This is a genomic window from Amycolatopsis thailandensis (genome assembly GCF_042723255.1).
Lineage (GTDB): Bacteria > Actinomycetota > Actinomycetes > Mycobacteriales > Pseudonocardiaceae > Amycolatopsis > Amycolatopsis thailandensis.
The window spans coordinates 58,040-75,942 of record NZ_JBHXJK010000032.1; the positions used below are offsets into that span (position 1 = coordinate 58,040).

Below are 17,903 nucleotides of genomic sequence, written 5' to 3' on the forward strand. Positions count from 1 at the left end.
TCATTGAAATACCAACCCAAAGCGTCAAAGTGTGAGACTTCCGACTCACTGGAAAACCACCGATAGTACGTAGCCTCATACCCCCTGTCGCCGCGCAAAGTAAAGAGCACATCGACTTCCTCCGATGCGCTCCTGTCGACTTTTTTCGAACAGTCATCACTATTGGACAAGTAGCAACGCCAGGTGTCGGGTTCCCTGTTAAGACTACGGATCCTCTCAACCAAGATCTCTGCTATTTGACTGGCCGCGGAGATCCAGTAACCTCTGTAGTCCTCCCCAGAACGGGTCGATCCGCTGCTGCCATCACCTTCGCCGCGTTCAGAAGCTGCCCTCATTCTGCCGGCCAACGAACCATGATCGGCTAATGTGTACTGATCGGGAGGCATCCTGAGAGCGGCCTTCGCCGCAGCTCTCCACCTCGGGTTTCCGATTTCTGGCAATAGACTTTGCAGCAAGCACAGCAGAGCAGCCGCTTTCGCGGAGTCGGCGAAATCATGCGGCGGCCGAGCCAAGGACATCAGGGTAGCGATCCCCTCTGTGTCACCGCGAACGAGTTTGCCGATGTCCGGCCCAGTGTTCAAAGCAAGATCACGAATTCCGGCTTCGACCGAGCCAGGGGGAGACGCTCCACCTCCAGGACGTCGCGGCATCCGCTCCCCTCCCTCATCCCCGGTTTCCCCAGGTTGTCTCCACCCGGGCGGGGAATGGTGTGCTGACCAGGTCAGCACAACGCTCACAAAACCGACATAGGCAAGGAAGATCCTTGATGGGTATCTATATGTCCTTACGCCAGTTTATGGCAACGGTGACCATATCGAGCGTGGTTCTCGCAACTACTTTTCAGTTACTGGCATTCTCACTAGGTGATCATGTCGAGTCCACGACCACCCCCACCTACGACAGTGCCCCTCCGGGCGGGAGGGCTTCGAGCGGGGCAAGTCGGGACAGGTGCGGTATGTGAAGGGCTAGAGCGCGGCCGCGTCCAGCTAACCGGACGCGGCCGCGCCCACCCCCGCCCTATTTGTCAAAGCTGGCGAAGTAACCGGCCGCCATGTCCTCGTCGCCGTGCCCGGCTTCGGAAGCGCGGGCGAAGCGGGCGCGCCCGGCCTCGACGGCGTCCATCCGGACACCCGCGCGAGCCGCGGCTTCCAGCACCAACCGGGCGTCCTTCTCCGCGTTGTCGACCGAGAAGGCGGTGGTGTAGTCGTTCTTGAGGATCGCGGCGGATTTCGCCTGGAAGTAGCCGTTGTCCATCGGGCCGCCGGTGACGACGTCGACGAAGTGCTTCGGGTCGACACCGAGTCCCTCGGCCAGCGCCAGCGCCTCGCCGACGCCGTGGGTCAGCGCGATCACCCACGTGTTCAGCACCAGTTTGAGCCTGCTCGCCGCGCCGGAGCGGCCGTCCTCGCCGACCCACAGCGTGCGCTTGCCGATCGCGTCGAACAACGGCTGGACGGTCTCGCGCGCGCCGGCCGCGCCCGCCGCCAGCACGATCAGCTGGCCCTGCTCCGCGGGCTGGCGGGTGCCCTGCACCGGCGCGTCGACGAAGACGAGGCCCTGCTCGTCGGCGTACGCGATCAGCTCGTCGACGGCGTCGCCGACGGTGCTGAGCTGCACCCAGATCGTCCCGGCGGAGGGAGCGGCCGCGCGGATCGCCTCCAGCACCGACGGGCCGTCCGTCAGGACAGTGATCACGACCGGCGCGCCCTCGACGGCTTCCGCTGTGCTCGCCGCGACCTGGACACCGTCCCCGGCGAGGGCTTCCGCCTTGGCCGCGGTGCGGTTCCAGGCCCGGACCGCGAACCCGGCCTTGCTCAGGTTGCGGGCGACCGGGGCGCCGATGATCCCGGTGCCCAGCACCGCGACGGTTTCCGTCATGACTCGCCTTCACTCCTCGTCTCGGTAGTGGAATGGTCGTTAAAGAACGAGCGCGAAGAAAGTCGCGCTCGAACGCGGGGGGCTGTTACGAAACCTGGAACATCAGAACGCCTCGATGGTGGTTTCGACGACTTGGGTGAGCGCCTGGCGGTCCGCTGTCTTGCCCAGCACCCGCAGGCCGTACATCGCGGCGAGGGTGAACCGGGCCAGCGCCCGCGGATCCCGGCCGGAGCCGATCTCGCCCGCCTGCCGGGCGGCGGCGAACTCGGCGTGGAAAGCGTTCTCCACCCGTTCGAAGTTGTGCCGGACGCGGGCGGTGACCTCGTCGTCGACGCCGCCGAGTTCCAGGGCGGCGTTGACGGCCAGGCACCCGCGATGCGTGCCCGAGGTGTCCATCTCGTCGTGGACCACGTCCATCAGCACACGCCGGATCCGCTCCCGGATGGTTCCCGGGGCGACCAGCATCTCCTCCACCCGGGTGGCGGACGTTTCCTCGTAGCGGCGCAGCGACTCCTTGAACAGCTGCTGCTTGCTCGAAAACGTGTTGTAGAGACTTCCCCGCCCCAGGCCGGTGCGGTCGACCAGGTCCTGGGCCGACGTCGCCGCGTATCCCTTTTGCCAGAAGGTGCCGACCGCGGCGTCGAGCACCTCGGTGGGGTCGAATCCCTTCGGACGGGGCATGACACCCAGCATCGCACGTTCTGTAACGATCAGTCAAATACCGGCGGTCAATGCTCGGCCAGCAGGGAGCCGAAGCCGCGCACCCGGTCGGTGACACCGTTCCGGCGCAGGGCGTGCCAGTACAGGACGACGTTGTTCGAGATCACCGGTTTGCCGAGCCAGAACTCGGCGGCCGCCGCGACCCGCGCCATGGCGACGTTGGTGCCGACCTGGACGATGGCCTCGACGTCGGCGCTGTCGATCTCCTTGACCGCGTCCCTGAGTTCGGCCTCGGAGACGTGGGAGATCCTGGCCGGGCTCGCCATGCCGAGGCCATGGAGGTTCAGCAGGTCGTATCCGCTGTCGGCGAAGAACCTGCTCACCGAATCGTCGCCGACCGGCAGATACGGCGTGATGACCGCGATCCGGCGGGCGTCGTGCGCCGCGAGCGCGGCGTTGATCGCGTCCGGGCTCATCGTCACCGGCAGGCCGCCCGCGGCCGCGCGCATCGAGTCGAGCACGCGGCCGTGGGAATCCGTTCCCTCCCAATAGCTTTCCGGTGACACGCCGACGATCACGCAGTCTGGCCCGCAGCCGGTGACACTGCGGATGGCCGGATGTGTCGACAGCCGGATGCTGTGCATGACGTGGTCGAAACCGGGCTCGTCGACCATCGGATCGTCGTCGATGACCATCCGGCCGGTGTGGTTGGTGACGCCGTCGGGGCGCAGCGCGTCCAGCTCCGGCTGGGCCGAGGTGTTGGTGGACGGGACGACGACGCCGACCTTGAGGCGGGGACCGAGGGAGTCGGGCACAACTGGATCTCCTTAGCTCAGAAGGATTCGAGCCGGGCGCGGATCGCCGACACCAGTTCGGCGACCCCGTTCTCCTTGAGGACGCTGTAGTGATCGCCTTCGAGCGTGACCACCTCCGGCGGCGTTGCCGAGTACCCGGAGCTGTTCTCGACGAACGAGTAGTCGTCGCCCGCGGCCTTGAACAGGGTGACCCGCGCCGCGATCCGCCGCCGGGCGAGTTCACGGAAGGTGTAGTCGAACTCGTAGGTCTCCTCGACGATCCGGACGATGCGCCGGACGAGTTGTTCGCCGAGGGCGGGCAGCAGCTCCGCCACGAAGGCCACGAATCCGTCCTCGTCGCGAACGGTCTCGTGGCAGGCCACGGTTTCCGGCCCGGAGATCGACCCGAGGAAGACCGACAGCAGGATCGTCAGGTACGCCGGGTTCGTGTAGCTCGCCACCCGCTCCCCGCCGCCCTCGACCTCGGGGTTTCCCGGGCAGATCAGCAGCAGGTCGGCCACCCGCCGCCCCTGCCGCTCCAGCTGCCACGCCGTTTCGAACGCGACCCGCGCGCCGAACGAATAGCCCCACAGCGTGTACGGGCCCTCCGGCTGGACACGCAGGATCTCGGCGACGTCGGCCTTCGCCATCTCCTCGACGGTGCCGTACGGCGTCTCCTCCGCGTTGATCCCGTGGGCCTGCACTCCGTAGAACGGCCGCCTCAGACCGCTTTCCGTGGCCAGCAGCCGCAAATTCATCGGATAGCCGCCGAGTCCGGGCCAGCAGAACACCGGATCGCCGCCACCGGTCGCCAACGGGACCAGCCGCGAGGAGGGCCGGGCGGTGTCCTCGCCGATGCGGGCGGCCAGGTCGGCCAGCTTCGGGCACTCGAAGACGACCTGCAACGGCAGCCGGGTGCCGTACTCGCGGTTGATCCGGTTCACCAGGGAGACCGCGGTCAGCGAGTTCCCGCCGGCGGCGAAGAAGTCGTCCAGCGTCGAGACGTCGTCGTACTTCAGCGCCTTGCCCCACACCCCGGCCAGCCACCGCTCGTGGCCCGTCGACGGCGCGACGTACGGCGCGCCGTCCGTGGAGCGGACGGCGTCGGCCCGCGCCAGCGCGTTCGCGTCGACCTTTCCGTTGGCGGTCAACGGCAACTCGTCCAGCACCAGCACCCGGTTGGGGATCATGTAGTCCGGCAGGGTGGTCGCGAGTTCGTCGCGGATGATCTCCGCCGGCCCCTTCATGTGCACGGCGTCTTCGCGCATTCCCTCGCTGCTCGCCTGTTCCGGGCTCACCTTGCCGCCGACGAAGAAGTACGACGACCCGGGCGCGATCCCCTGCCCGGCGAGGATGTCGTCGATCCGCCGGGCGGCGGGCAACGGGTTGCCGCTCTTGGAGCTGTAGCCCGAGGACATGAAGCCGAACCCCAGGCCGTTGCGCTGCAAGTGATGCAGCTTCGTGCCGAGCCCGATGTACTCGAGCCACTCGTCGGCGGCACGGCTGACCGCGGTGACGCCGAAGGCCGCGCGGCCGTACACCCGCTGATTGATCGCGATCACGTGTTTCGGCTCGATCAGTTTGCCGGAGACGAGGTCGAAATCGCCGTTCCGCCAGCGATAGGTGCCGGCGGGCAGGCCCTCGACCTGCTCCGGATGCGCCTGCACGAACAGTTCGACGTCGTCCCGGCGCGGCTCGCCGTCGTCGGCGTGCAAGGAGAACGTGCCGAGATAGTGGTCGTCGGCGGCGGCACCGGCTCGCACGGCCACCGCGGGGTCGTACGCCGAAGGACTGATCGTGAGGCCGTAACCGGGCAGGATGTCCTCGAACACACCGACCATGTGACCGGCCTCGAATTCGAGGACCTCGCGGATGTTGTTCTTGTAGACCGGTTCGATGGCCCCGGTGCGGCCGATGAAGTGCACCGAATGCCCGGTTCCCGTGTTCGCGCCGATCAGGACCAGGGCGTGGTCGATCGGGTGGTAGTAGTAGATCCCGGCGGCGAGGCCGTCGAGACCACTGGTCTCCAGGTACAACTGCGTCGCGTACAACGCGCCCGGCGACGCGTAGGAGTACTTCGGCAGCAGCCGCTCCTCGCTGCGGAACCCGCCGAACCAGCGCAGCAGTTCGCCCAGTTCGGCGAACGCGAGCTCGCCGGGTTCGCGGGAATACGTGCCGGCCGGACGCGGTGTGAGCAGCTCGACGAGCTCATCGCGGGTGACCGCGCCGCCCTCGTAGTGACGATAGGTCTTGCGCGCGAAGACTTCCCGCCGCTGCCGGGCGGTTTCCCGCTTGCCCTCCAGCGCGACGACCGGGCGGCCGTCGAGGTCGTCGCGCACACCCGGGTCGGACAGCTGCGCCTTGACCTGGAGCTTGCTGGCCTTCGACTGGTGGTGCCCGCCGTGGTTGCCCTGATCCATCACCGCGGCTTCGCGTGGGTTCAGCTCCACGCACGCGACGAGCGACTTCGAGCCGGTCCGCGCGTCGTCGGTCACCACCGCCGCCGCGCGGCGCACCCACGTGTGTTCCTCGATCGCCACCGCGATCTCGTCCAGCTCGACCCGGTAACCGCGCAGTTTGACCTGGTTGTCGGCGCGGCCGACGAACTGGAGCGTGCCGTCCGGGTTCCAGTAGGCGAGGTCTCCGGTGCGGTACAACCGTTCGGTCGGCACGAACGGGTTCGGCACGAACTTCTCGCTCGTCTGCTCCGGCCGGTTCAGGTAACCGCGGGCCAGCTGGACACCGCCGATGTACAGCTCGCCCGTCTCCTCGATGTCGACCGGGGCGAGTTCGGCGTCGAGCACGAAGCACTGGGTGTTGTCGACCGGCACGCCGATCGAGACCGTCCCGGCGCTCTCGCCGATCGTGTCCGGGTCGACGACGTGGGCGGTCGCGTTGATCGTGCATTCGGTCGGCCCGTACAGGTTGACCAGCCGCGCCGACGGCAGCGCGCGGGCGAGCTCCCCGGCCAGCTGACGCGAGAGCGCCTCACCGCCGGAGAACAGTTTCCGCAACGAGACGCAGTCCCCGAAGCGTTCCGTGTCGAGCAGCGCTTGCAGCAGCGTCGGGACGCACTGCAGGGTGGTGACTTCGTGCTCGATCACGGTGTCGATCAGGACTTCGGGATCGCGGAAACTCCCCGGCGCGCTCATCACCACGCGGGCGCCCGCGGCGGGCGCCAGGATCTCCCATTGCGCGGCGTCGAAACTCATCGGCGTCTTCTGCAGCACCGTGACACCCGCGTCCAGGTGACCGCAGGCTTGCAGCCAGCGCATCTGCGAGACGACGCTGTGCTGCTCGATCATCACGCCCTTCGGCTTGCCGGTACTGCCGGAGGTGTAGATGACGTAGGCGAGCGAGTCCGGCCGGGAACCGCGCGCGACTTCACCGGCCGGATCGCCGACGTCGGCCAGGGACACGATCCGGGTCCCGGCCGGCACCAGTCCGGCGAGCCGCCCGGCGAGATGCGGCTGAGTGACGACGACTCCCGCGCCGCTGTCTTCGAGCATGTACCGCAGCCGGTCTTCCGGATATTCCGGGGACAACGGCAGATAGGCGGCGCCGGCCGTGAGGATTCCCCACGCGCCGACCATCAGATCCGCGGAAGGCTCGACGTGCAGGCCGACGAGATCGTCCGTGCCGATCCCCTGGCCGGAAAGATGCGCGGCGAGATCCGCACTCGCTTCTTCGAGTTCTCGAAAGGTCAATTCGCGGTCACCGTCGACGACGGCGACCGCCTCCGGCCGCGTCCTCGCCCAGTGCCCGAGCAGATCCGGAAGGCGGGTACTGGAACGCACACGATGAAGCGATGTGCCGTTCCCGGCGGACGTCATGATCTTTTCCCCTGGCAAAGCCATCCCCCATTACGTATTCCGTGGACGCGCGCCGTGCCGACGCGCTGCTGGTGAACCACGAAGCACAGGAGTGGCCCGGGGCGGCCCGAGATACCGGCCGGAACGAGAACAGCCCGAAAGTTCCCCGACTGGAATTTCCTTGACAAACGGGAGAACCGTATTCACGGGGCGGAAATTCGTTTCTCGTGGGCCAATAATCGAAACGAACCGCGGCGTACGCCCCGCCGATCATTCTTTTCTTCCCTTTGGGGCCGAGGTTCTCTCCCCACCCGCCCGTATCCGTCACACTCGAAGGCATGATTCCCACTTTCGTCTTCGTGCACGGTTCGGGAAGCTCGGCACACGCCTGGTCGGCCACCCAGCGGGAGATGGCGGCACGCGGGCATCGGACGCTCGCGCTCGACCTCCCCGGCCGGGGCGCCGGGTTCACCCAGGCCTACTACGAACAGGACCTCGAAACCTTCGCGGCCGAACCGTCGGCCGCGATCGGCTCGACCGCGGACGACTTCACCGGGGAGGTCGTCGACGCCGTCCACCGGGTCCGTCGTCACGGCCCGGTCGTCCTGGTCGCGCACAGCTTCGGCGGGCTTCCGGTCACCGCCGCCGCCAACGCGATCCCCGAACTGATCGACCGGGTCGTCTACGTCGCCGGCCAGTGCCCGGTCGAACGCGCCCCGTGGGAGTACCCGAGCTTGCCCGAATGGTCGTCGGCGGACGTGTTCGGCGCCATGGCGCCGCTCATGGTCGGGGACCCGGCGCGCCAGGGCTTCATCCGCACCAACTGGCGTGGCGCCGACCGGGCGCGACGAATCGCGCTCCGGGACGCCATCGCCGGTGAACTCACCGAAGAGGAGTTCCTCGCGGTCGTCGTCACGAGCCAGCCGGACGAGGTGTTCTGGCTGGGCGACACCGCATGGGACATCCGTGCCGACAAGGACTCCTGGGGGCGGATTCCGCACACCTTCGTCAAACTGACCGAGGACCGTTCGATGCCGCTCGCCGCACAGGAGCTCTACATCGCGGAGGGCGACGCGCTCACCCCGGACAACCCGTTCGACGTCCGCGAACTCGAAAGCAGTCACGCCGGGTTCTTCCGGAGGAAACCCGCCGAGCTGGCCGGGATCCTCGACGACGTCAGCGTCGGAGCAGGCGCCGGATCTCGGTGACGGCGGCGCGGCCCGCCCGGTTCGCGCCGACGGTGCTGGCGGACGGGCCGTAGCCGACTAGGTGCAGTCGCGGTTCGGCGACGACGCGGGTGCCGTCCATCCGGATACCGCCACCGGACGCGCGCAGGCGCAGCGGCGCGAGATGGTCGATGGCGGCGCGGAAACCGGTGGCCCACAGGATGATGTCGGCGGGTTCGGAGGTGCCGTCCGCCCATCGCACGCCGTCCGGGGTGAGCCGCTCGAACATCGGGTGGCGGTCGAGGATTCCCGCGTCGAGCCCCGCCCGCACCTCGGGTGTCACCGCCAGGTCGGTCACGCTGACGACGCTTTTCGGCGGCAGGCCTTCCCGGACCCGCCTGTCGACCTTGGCGACGGCCTCACGGCCCCAGTCCTCGCTGAACGGCTCTTCGCGCCAGACCGGCGGGCGCCGGGTCACCCAGCGCGTCGAGCGCGCGAAGGGCGCGATCTCCAGCAGCAGCTGCACGGCCGACGCACCACCGCCGACCACGACCACGCGTTTGCCGCGGAAGTCGCCGACGCCGGTGTAGTCGGCGGTGTGCAGCTGGCGGCCGCGGAAGGTCTCCTGCCCCGGGTAGTACGGCCAGAACGGCCGGTCCCAGGTGCCGGTCGCGCTGATCACCGCGCGAGCGGCCCAGGTCTCCGCGGCGCTCGCCACGACGAGCCGATCGCCCTCGGCGCTCACCGACAGGACGTCGACGGGGCGGTGGACCGGGAGGTCGTAAGTGCGCTCGAAACGGCCGAAGTACTCGGAGACGACGTCGGCGGCCGGCAGCTTCGGATCCGGGGTGCCGAAGGCCATCCCGGGGAGGTCGTAGATGCCGTGGACCTTCTCCACGACCAGCGAAGGCCAGCGGTACTGCCACGCGCCACCGGGCCGTTTGCCGTGGTCGAGCACGACGAAACCCGCCTCGTTGGCGAATCCCGCGCGGCGCAGGTGATACGCCGCCGACAGACCGGCCTGGCCCGCCCCGATCACCGCCACGTCGACTTCGTGATCCGCCTTCATACCGGGTTCAACGGCTGGCGGAACTCTCTATTTCCTTCTCTGTCACTGTGTCCGCTGCGTCACAGCCCGCACGATCGCCACGATCAGGAGCGCCCCGGCGAGGACCACCAGCACCGGCGCGACCCGTTTGACCACGGACTCGCCCGCGTACTCCATCAAGTCGATGGCCTCGCCTTCCGCCACCGGCTGCACCGCTTTCAACGGCGGGCGTTCCTCGGGTTCGGGCGTGGTGGCGAGCTTGCCGGACAGGCAGTCCGCGAACGAGTCGAGGATCTTGCCGCCGACCTCGGAGATCATCCCGCGACCGAACTGCGCGGGCTTGCCGGTGACCGCCAGTTCCGTGGCGACGGCGCCATGGGTGACGCCGTCCCTCTCGGACAGGGTGAGCGTCACCGTCGCCGACGCCGTACCCGCGCCCCTGGCGTCCTTGCCGGATGCCTTGATCACCACCTTCTTCGCCTCGGCGTCCTTCTCGACGAAATGGCCGGCGCCCTTGTAGAGCAGGGAGATCGGCCCGAGCTTGACCTTCACCGTGCCTTTGAAGGCGTCCCCGTCGACCTCGGTGATGGTGGCGCCCGGCATGCACGGCGCCACCCGTTCCGGGTCGACGACGGCCTTCCAGACCTCGTCGACCGGGGCGGGAACGGTGAATTCGTGGTCGAGCCGCACGGGCCGACCTCCCTTCTCTCTAGGCCCCTGCCGCGGCGAGGACCGCCCGGCCGGTCAGCACCCGCGCGAGGTGCTGCCGGTATTCGACATCGGAGTTGCCGTCGGCCGTCGGATTCGTGCCCTCGGCCGCGTGTTCCGCGGCCCCGCGGATCGCTTCGGCGGTGGCCGCGCAGCCGACCAGCGCCGCCTCGACCCCGGCCGCCCGCACCGGTGTCGAGCCCATGTTGGTGAGCGCGACCCGCGCCTCCTCGATGGTGCCCGCTTCGGTGCGGACGCAGGCCGCGACCGCGACCATCGACCACGCCTGCGCGACGCGGTTGAACTTCTCGTAGTGGGCCCGCCAGCCGGTGTGCTTCGGCACGCGGACCTCGACCAGGAGCTCGTCCGCGGCGAGCGCGGTGGTGAACATGTCCTGGAAGAAGTCCGCCGCGGCGACCGTCCGCCGCCCGCCCGGCCCGGCGACGACGAGTTCGCAGCCGAGCGCGAGCACGGGAGCCAGCAGGTCACCGGCGGGATCGGCGTGCGCGATGGCGCCACCGAACGTGCCGCGATGGCGGATCTGCGGATCGGCGACCGTGTCGGTGGCGGCCTTGAGCAGCGCGGCGTGCTCGGCGATCAGCGTGTCCCGCTGGACGTCGTAGTGCGTGGTCATCGAGCCGATGACCAGCGCGTCGCCGTCTTCACGGACGCCGCGCAGCTCGCCGACCTTCCCGAGGTCGACCAGCGTGGTCGGCGTGGCGAGCCGCATCCGCAGCACCGGCAGCAGGCTTTGCCCGCCCGCCAGCACCTTGGCGTCCTCGCCCGCTTCGGCGAGCGCGGCGATCGCTTCGTCCACTGTGGACGGAGCGACGTAGTCGAACGGGGCCGGGATCACTGGGCACCTCCGGTGGCGTCGATCGAACCGAGACCGCCGCCTGCTTCCGAGCCCAGCCCGCCCGCGGCGGACGACCCGTGCTTGACGGCGTGCCAGACCCGCATCGGGGTCAACGGCATTTCGATGTCGTTCACCCCGAAGTGCCGGACGGCGTCGACGACGGCGTTGACCACCGCCGGGGTCGAGGCGATCGTGCCCGCCTCGCCGACTCCCTTGGCGCCCAAGGGGTTCGTGGTCGACGGTGTCTCGGTGCGGTCGGTGGTGAAGCTGGGCAGATCCGCCGCCGACGGCAGGAGGTAGTCGGCGAACGTGCCGGTGGTCAGCGTCCCGCCTTCGTCGTGGACGGCCTCTTCGAACAACGCCTGCGCGATGCCCTGCGCGAGCCCGCCGTGCACCTGGCCTTCGACGATCAGCGGGTTGACGACCACGCCGACGTCGTCGACGCAGACGTAGGAGCGCAACCGCACACGCCCGGTCTCGGTGTCGACCTCGGCCGCGCACAGATGCGTGCCGTGCGGGAAGGAGAAGTTCTCCGGATCGAACGTGTCCGCCGAATCCAGCGACGGTTCGACGCCGTCCGGCAGGTTGTGCGCCGAGAACACGGCCCACGCGATGTCCTGGATGGACGTCGAGGAATCCGTGCCCTTGACCGAGAACTTGCCCGCTTCGAATTCGAGGTCGTCCTCGGAGCACTCCATCAGATGCGCCGCGATCGGCTTGGCCTTGGCGAGCACCTTGTCCGCCGCCTTGACCACCGCGATCCCGCCGACCACCAGCGACCGGGAGCCGTAGGTGTCCATGCCCTTGTGCGAGGACTGGGTGTCGCCGTGGATGACCTCGATGTCCTCGAACGGGACACCGAGTTTGTCGGCGACGATCTGGCTCCACGCCGTCTCGTGACCCTGGCCGTGCGCGGAGGCACCGGTGATCACCTCGATCTTGCCGGTGGGCAGCACCCGGATCTCCGCGTGCTCCCAGCCGCCCGCCGCGTAGTCCAGCGAACCGAGCACCCGCGACGGCGCGAGCCCGCACATCTCGGTGAACGTCGAGATGCCGATGCCGAGCTGCACCGGGTCACCCGAATCGCGCCGCTCCTTTTGTTCGCGGCGAAGACCGTCGTAGTCGAAGAGTTCCTTCGCCTTCTGGGTCGCGGCTTCGTAGTTGCCGGAGTCGTAGGTCAGCCCGGCGACCGTGGTGAACGGGAACTCCTCGTGCTTGATCCAGTTCTTCTCGCGGAGCTCCATCGGGTCCATGCCGAGTTCGACGGCGAGCTCGTCCATGATCCGCTCGATCCCGAACGTGGCCTCCGGCCGCCCGGCGCCGCGATAGGCGTCGGTGAGCGTGGTGTTGGTGAACACGTTGGTGCAGGCGAAGTGGTACGCCGGGAACTTGTAGATCGCGTTGAACATGAACGCGCCCAGGATCGGCACCCCGGGGCCGACGAGGCCGAGGTACGCGCCCATGTCGGCGAGCAGTTCGACCTTGAGGCCGGTCACCGTGCCGTCGCGGTTCGCGGTGATGGTGAGGTCCTGGATCTGGTCGCGGCCGTGGTGCGCGGCGACCATCGTCTCCGAACGGGACTCGGTCCACTTGACCGGTTTGCCGAGCCGCTGCGCGATCAGCGTCGACATCATCTCTTCGGGCAGCACGGCGATCTTGCCGCCGAAGCCGCCGCCGACGTCCGGCGCGATCACCCGCACCTTGTGCTCGGGCAGGCCGAGCGTGGCCGCGGTCATCGTCTTGAGGATGTGCGGGACCTGGGTGGCCGACCACATGACCAGCTGGCTGCCGGTCGGGTCGACGACGCACGCCCGCGGCTCCATGAACGCCGGCACCAGCCGTTGCTGGCGGAACCGGCGCTTGAGCACGATCCCCGACTTCTCCGCGGTCGAGATCGCGTCTTCGACGCTGGAACCCGTTCCCGCGTCGGCGGAATCGAAGACCCAGACCGCGTTCTGGTTGGTGCCGAGTTCCTCGTGCACCAGCGGCGCGCCCTCGGCGAGCGCGTTCTCCAGCCCGAGGACGACCGGCAGTTCGTCGTAGTCGACGTCGATCGCTTCGAGCGCGTCATGCGCTTCGGCCGACGTCCGGGCGACGACCACCGCGACGCCCTCACCGGCGAAGTTCACCGTGTCCGACGCGAGGATGGGCCTGCGCGGAGATTTCATGTCCGGGGTGATCGGCCACGCGCACGGCATGCCGATGGCGCTTTCCGGGTCGAGGTCCTTCCCGGTGAACACGGCGACGACACCCGGGGCGGACTTCGCCTCGGTGACGTCGATCGAGACGATCTTGGCGTGCGCGAACGGGCTGCGGAGCACCGCGAGGTGCAGCATGCCGGGGAGGGTGAGGTTGTCGGTCCAGCGGGTCCGGCCGGTGATGAGGCGCTCGTCCTCCTTGCGGCGGCGGGCCTTCCCGACCTCCGGTTCGATCGTGGAGGTCATCACTCACCACCCGCGCCGACACGGGAGGCGGTGTCCGAGGCGAGCCGCTCGGCTTCGGGACCGGCGCCGGGCCGCATCTGATGGGCGGCGTCGCGCACCGCGCGGACGATGTTCTGGTAGCCCGTGCAGCGGCACAGGTTCCCTTCGAGTCCTTCCCGGACGGCTTTTTCGTCGGGATCGGGGTTGTCGGCGAGCAGGTCGATCGACTGCATGATCATGCCGGGGGTGCAGAACCCGCACTGGAGGGCGTGATTCTCGTGGAAGGCCTTCTGCACCGGATGCAGTTCGCCGTCGCGGGCCAGTCCCTCGATCGTGGTGACCTCGCAGCCGTCGGCCTGGACCGCGAGGACCGAACAGGATTTCACGCTGTGCCCGTCGAGGTGGACGGTGCAGGCCCCGCAGTTGCTGGTGTCGCAACCGACCACGGTGCCTACCTTCCCGACCCGCTCGCGCAGATGGTGCACGAGCAGCGTCCGGGGTTCGACGTCGTCTGTGTAGCTGGTGCCGTCGACGGTGACGGTGATGCGCATCAGGCCTCCAAAAGCAAGAGAAACCCCGCGCTGGTCCGGGGTCGTTCGGGAGCGGCCGGTCATAGCGGTTGTCACGGACCGACCCCGGAGCGACCGTGATCGGACTCACAGCCGAGCGTGCTACTTCTGATCGGCGGGGACAACCCCCGACAGGGGGTGACTCAGGCCTTGGTCCGCAGATGCGTTACCAGGAAAGGAGAAAGGGCGCAGATGCGGAGAAAGCGCGAGTGTCCATTCGGTACTGCTCGTGAGTGGCAAGGACGGTTAGAACCGTCCTTGCCACTCACGAGGCAACTCGGCGTTCGCGCCCGTGATGACGGTGGCGACCCGATCCCCCGGGAGGTCGTGCACGGTCAGCGCGGCCAGCCCGGCGGCGCCCGCGGGCTCCGGGAGCACGCCGAGGGTTTCCGCGCCCAGCCGCATGGCCGCGCGGAGATCGTCGTCGCCGACCAGCACGAAGTCGTCGACCAGCGACCGCAGCCGCCGCACGGACTCCGGCTCCGGGGAGCTGATCGTGATGCCGGCGGCGAACGTGCCGGTCCGGGCGACGGCGATCGGTTCGCCCGCCCGCCAGCTCTTCGCCATCGCCTGCGCCGACTCGACCCCGACGCCGACGATCCGGACGTCCGGCGTGTGCGCCTTGAGCCAGAGCGCGACACCGGCGATCAGCGCGCCGTCGCCGACCGGGAGCACGACCGTGTCGATCCCGCTCTCCCGCGCCAGTTCCAGGCCGATCGTGCCCGCCCCCTCGGAGATCGCGGGCTCCCGGCCGTCGACCACGAAGACGCGGTCCGGGGCTTCGGCGGCGAACGCGGCCGCGGCGTCCTTCGCCTCGCCGTCGACCCGGCGCACCCGCGCGCCCAGCGCCTTGATCCGCCGCAGTTTGACCGGGGAGACGGTGGCGGGGACGAACACTTCGGCCCGCAGACCGTGCTTCCGGGCGGCGAACGCGACGGCCTGCCCGAAGTTGCCGCTGGTCCCGCACACCATCGTGGTGCCCGGCTCCAGCCCGGCGGCGAAGTAGTCCGCGCCACGGCCTTTGAAACTCCGCAACGGATTCAGCGTCTCGACCTTCATCAGGACGCGCCGTCCGAGCCGTTCGTTCAGCTGTCCGTCCTCATATTGCGGGGAGTCCAGGAAGACGGGATCGATCACCTTCGCCGCCTCGGCGACGTGGTCCAGCTGCAGGTCGATTTCGGTCATGGCACCCAAGCTAGAGCGGAAGTCGATCACGCCGATTGTAAATTTTCCCACTCGCGTGCAATATTCTTGCGTGACCTTGGACGAGATCGACCACCTGCTGCTCGACCTCGTCCAAGCCGACGCGGCCCGTCCGCTGCACGATCTGGGTGACGCCGTCGGTCTCTCCCCGAGCGCGGTCCAGCGGCGGTTGACCCGGCTGCGCGCCGCGGGCGTGATCCGCGCGCAGGTAGCCGTGCTCGATCCGGAGGCATTGGGCGCCGGGATGTCGTCGGTCATCCTGGTCGCGCTGACCGACGACGACGAGAAGAGCCACAAGGCGTTCCGCGAACGCATGCTGGCCGAACCCCGCGTCCAGCACTGCTACAGCATCGTCGGGCAGTGGGACTACGTCGTCGTCCTGCTCACCTCGGATCTCAAGACGAGCCGGTACCTGGCCAGGAAGCTGTTCGACGAGCGTGTCAAACGGTTCGAGACCCTGCCCGCCTTCGAGGTGGTCAAGTCCAGCCAGGCCGTCCCGGTGCCGGGCGTCAGCCGTGGATCCGGCCGGTGAGTCCGGCCAGCCGCGAGCCCGAACCGCTCCACCGCAGCGCGATGATCTCCGCCGCGATCGACACCGCGGTCTCCTCGGGGGTCCGCGCGCCGAGATCGAGGCCGATCGGCGAGGACAGCCGTTCGAGTTCCGCCTCGGTGACCCCGGCCTCGCGCAGCCGCGCGAACCGGTCGTCGTGGGTCTTGCGCGAGCCCATCGCGCCGACGTAGCCGACGTCGAGCCGCAACGCGACCTCCAGCAGCGGCACGTCGAACTTCGGATCGTGGGTGAGCACGGCGATCGCGGTCCGGCCCTCGACGCGGCCCGCGTCGGCTTCGGCCCTGAGATAGCGGTGCGGCCAGTCGACGACGACTTCGTGCGCGTCCGGGAAGCGGCTCTTCGTCGCGAACACGGGCCGCGCGTCGCAGACCGTCACCTGGTAGCCGAGGTACGCGCCCATTTTCGCCATCGCGGCCGCGAAGTCGATCGCGCCGAAGACCAGCAGGCGCGCGGGCGGCTCGAAGGAGTTGACGAAGACCGTCATGCCCTCGCCGCGGCGCTGCCCGTCCGGTCCGTAGTGGAGCGTGCCGGTGCGGCCGCCGACGAGCATTCCGCGCGCGTCGTCGACGACGGCGTCGTCCATCCGGGACGAACCGAGCGAACCGGCGACCCGGTCCGGCCAGACGATCAGATGCTCGCCGACCAGGCCTTCGGTTTCGTGTTCGATCACCGTGACCACGGCGACCGGCTGTCCACTGTGGACCGATTCGACGACGTCGCCCAGCTCCGGCATCGAGTCGCGATCGACGTGCTGGACGTAGATGTCGATGATCCCGCCGCAGGTCAGCCCGACCGCGAACGCGTCGTCGTCGGAAACGCCGTAGCGCTGCAGCACCGGCGCGCGCTCGGCGACCACCTGCTGCGCGAGTTCGTAGACGGCGCCTTCGACGCAGCCGCCGGAGACGCTGCCGGTGACCGTGCCGTCCGGGGCGACGAGCATCGCCGCGCCGGGGCTCCGGGGCGCCGACGAGAACGTCGCCACCACCGTGCCGACCCCCACGGTCTCGCCTGCCGCCCAGCGGCGGTGCAGTTCGTCCAGTACGTCACGCATCGGCGATCTCCACCAGCAGTCGTTCCAATGTGGCCATGCTGTGCCCGGCGAGCAGCCGATCGAGGTACGGGAGCGCGGCCACGATGCCGGACTGCACGGGAGCGTAACCTGCCCGCCCCGCGTGCGGATTCACCCAGAATACGACGTGCGCGAGCCGGCGCAGCCTGGCGAGCTGCTCGCCGAGCAGGCCGGGGTCGCCCCGTTCCCAGCCGTCGGAGAACACGGTGACCACGGATCGCCTGGCCACGCCGCGCTGGCCCCAGCGGTCGAGGAAGGCCCGCAGGGTCTCGCCGAGCCGGGTCCCGCCCGCGAAATCGGGGACCGCGGCGGCCGCGGCGAGCATCGCGTGCTCGGGATCGCGCAGCCGGAGCTGGCGGGACACCCGGGTGAGCCGGGTACCCAGGGTGAACACTTCGACGCGGCCGGGAGCGTGCCGGGCGACGACGTGCGCGAACCGCAGCAGGGCGTCGGCGTACGGCCCCATCGAGCCGGAGACGTCGATCAGGAGGACGAGCCGACGGGGTTTGGTGCCTTTCCGCCGGTACGCCAGGCGCACGGGCTCGCCGCCGCCCGCCAGCATCGCCCGGAGCGTGCGCGACGGATCGAGGGTGCCCCGCCTGGCCGCGCGGCGGCGCGGCGACGACCGCGACGGCAGGGCCGGGCGCAGTTTCGCGAGCAGCTCCCGCAGGTGAGCGCGTTCGGCGACGGTCAGTTCGGCGAGGTCACGGTGCCGGAGGAGCTCGTCGTCGCTCGCCGCCACGCGGAGCTGGTCGGGCTCCGCGCCGGACTCGCCCCGGCTCGGTGCTTGCGCGAGCGAGGCGATCTTCGCGCGCTTCGGGGGCGTCTGCTGCCCTCGCCGTCGTGGTCCGGCCTTCTTTTCGGCGAACCAGCTGTCGAACGCGGCGTCGTAGCGCGGGAGGTCGTCGGGGTCGGCGCACAGCGTCAGCCGACCGGCCCAGTACAGCTGCTCGGGATCGGCGAGATCCACTTCACCGACGGCCGCGAGATACGCCTGGACTCGGTGCGCGTCGCACGGCAAACCGGCTTCGCGCAACGCCTCCGCGAAGCCGACGAACCCCGCCAGTGGATCGCTCACTTCTCCCATTGTGCACGCGTTTCGTCCTCTGGATGCGGTAGTTGCGTATGCAAGTACCGCATCCAGAG

Annotated in this window: 14 protein-coding genes; 2 read left to right on the forward strand and 12 right to left on the reverse strand. The window is 69.1% G+C overall.

The features are described from left to right. Positions 1-1,017 precede the first annotated feature (1,017 nt). From ACFWMR_RS15530 to ACFWMR_RS15545, 4 genes are all read right to left on the reverse strand, one after another. Entirely contained in the window at positions 1,018-1,878 is an 861-nt protein-coding gene (locus ACFWMR_RS15530; protein ID WP_378378836.1) for an NAD(P)-dependent oxidoreductase, read from the reverse strand. A 102-nt stretch (positions 1,879-1,980) separates the two neighbouring features. Further along, complete coding sequence (locus tag ACFWMR_RS15535; RefSeq protein ID WP_244199953.1) at positions 1,981-2,559, reverse strand: TetR/AcrR family transcriptional regulator; 579 nt, start codon at positions 2,557-2,559, stop codon at positions 1,981-1,983. Positions 2,560-2,606: 47 nt separating this feature from the next. Then, complete coding sequence (locus tag ACFWMR_RS15540) at positions 2,607-3,353, reverse strand: maleate cis-trans isomerase family protein (protein WP_378378837.1); 747 nt, start codon at positions 3,351-3,353, stop codon at positions 2,607-2,609. Between the two features lie 17 nt (positions 3,354-3,370). After that, positions 3,371-7,129 (reverse strand): non-ribosomal peptide synthetase family protein, encoded by a 3,759-nt coding sequence (locus tag ACFWMR_RS15545; protein WP_378378838.1) that lies wholly within the window; start codon positions 7,127-7,129, stop codon positions 3,371-3,373. A gap of 353 nt (positions 7,130-7,482) precedes the next feature. Here ACFWMR_RS15545 and ACFWMR_RS15550 point away from each other — a divergent pair, with 353 nt between their 5' ends. Further along, a complete protein-coding gene (locus ACFWMR_RS15550; protein ID WP_378378839.1) occupies positions 7,483-8,352 on the forward strand; it encodes an alpha/beta hydrolase in 870 nt (289 codons plus the stop codon). Here the strand turns inward: ACFWMR_RS15550 and ACFWMR_RS15555 are convergent. From ACFWMR_RS15555 to ACFWMR_RS15580, 6 genes are all read right to left on the reverse strand, one after another. Next, complete coding sequence (locus ACFWMR_RS15555) at positions 8,321-9,379, reverse strand: NAD(P)-binding domain-containing protein (protein ID WP_093938209.1); 1,059 nt, start codon at positions 9,377-9,379, stop codon at positions 8,321-8,323. The genes ACFWMR_RS15550 and ACFWMR_RS15555 overlap by 32 nt on opposite strands. A gap of 42 nt (positions 9,380-9,421) precedes the next feature. After that, positions 9,422-10,048, reverse strand: a complete 627-nt coding sequence (locus ACFWMR_RS15560) for an SRPBCC family protein (RefSeq protein WP_378378840.1) — start codon at positions 10,046-10,048, stop codon at positions 9,422-9,424. A 19-nt stretch (positions 10,049-10,067) separates the two neighbouring features. Next, on the reverse strand, positions 10,068-10,922 hold the full coding sequence (locus tag ACFWMR_RS15565; RefSeq protein WP_378378841.1) for an FAD binding domain-containing protein: 855 nt from the start codon (positions 10,920-10,922) through the stop codon (positions 10,068-10,070). Next, on the reverse strand, positions 10,919-13,366 hold the full coding sequence (locus tag ACFWMR_RS15570; protein WP_378378842.1) for a xanthine dehydrogenase family protein molybdopterin-binding subunit: 2,448 nt from the start codon (positions 13,364-13,366) through the stop codon (positions 10,919-10,921). The genes ACFWMR_RS15565 and ACFWMR_RS15570 overlap by 4 nt, the downstream gene beginning before the upstream one ends. Beyond that, positions 13,366-13,896 carry a (2Fe-2S)-binding protein gene (locus tag ACFWMR_RS15575; RefSeq protein WP_037303592.1) on the reverse strand — a complete coding sequence of 177 codons (531 nt, stop codon included), beginning with the start codon at positions 13,894-13,896 and terminating at the stop codon, positions 13,366-13,368. The genes ACFWMR_RS15570 and ACFWMR_RS15575 overlap by 1 nt, the downstream gene beginning before the upstream one ends. Positions 13,897-14,160: 264 nt before the next feature. After that, the gene (locus tag ACFWMR_RS15580; RefSeq protein WP_378378843.1) at positions 14,161-15,099 is read right to left on the reverse strand and encodes a threonine ammonia-lyase; all 939 of its coding nucleotides are present in this window, start codon (positions 15,097-15,099) and stop codon (positions 14,161-14,163) included. A 70-nt stretch (positions 15,100-15,169) separates the two neighbouring features. Here ACFWMR_RS15580 and ACFWMR_RS15585 point away from each other — a divergent pair, with 70 nt between their 5' ends. Further along, positions 15,170-15,649, forward strand: coding sequence for an Lrp/AsnC family transcriptional regulator (locus ACFWMR_RS15585; RefSeq protein ID WP_093938204.1), 480 nt, complete (start codon positions 15,170-15,172; stop codon positions 15,647-15,649). Here ACFWMR_RS15585 and ACFWMR_RS15590 read toward each other — a convergent pair. Together ACFWMR_RS15590 and ACFWMR_RS15595 are read right to left on the reverse strand one after the other, a co-directional pair. Further along, a complete protein-coding gene (locus tag ACFWMR_RS15590) occupies positions 15,627-16,739 on the reverse strand; it encodes an XdhC family protein (protein ID WP_378378844.1) in 1,113 nt (370 codons plus the stop codon). The two genes, ACFWMR_RS15585 and ACFWMR_RS15590, sit on opposite strands and share 23 nt — an antisense overlap. Further along, entirely contained in the window at positions 16,732-17,844 is a 1,113-nt protein-coding gene (locus ACFWMR_RS15595; RefSeq protein WP_378378845.1) for a vWA domain-containing protein, read from the reverse strand. Before ACFWMR_RS15595 ends, ACFWMR_RS15590 begins: the two co-directional genes overlap by 8 nt. Positions 17,845-17,903 lie beyond the last annotated feature (59 nt).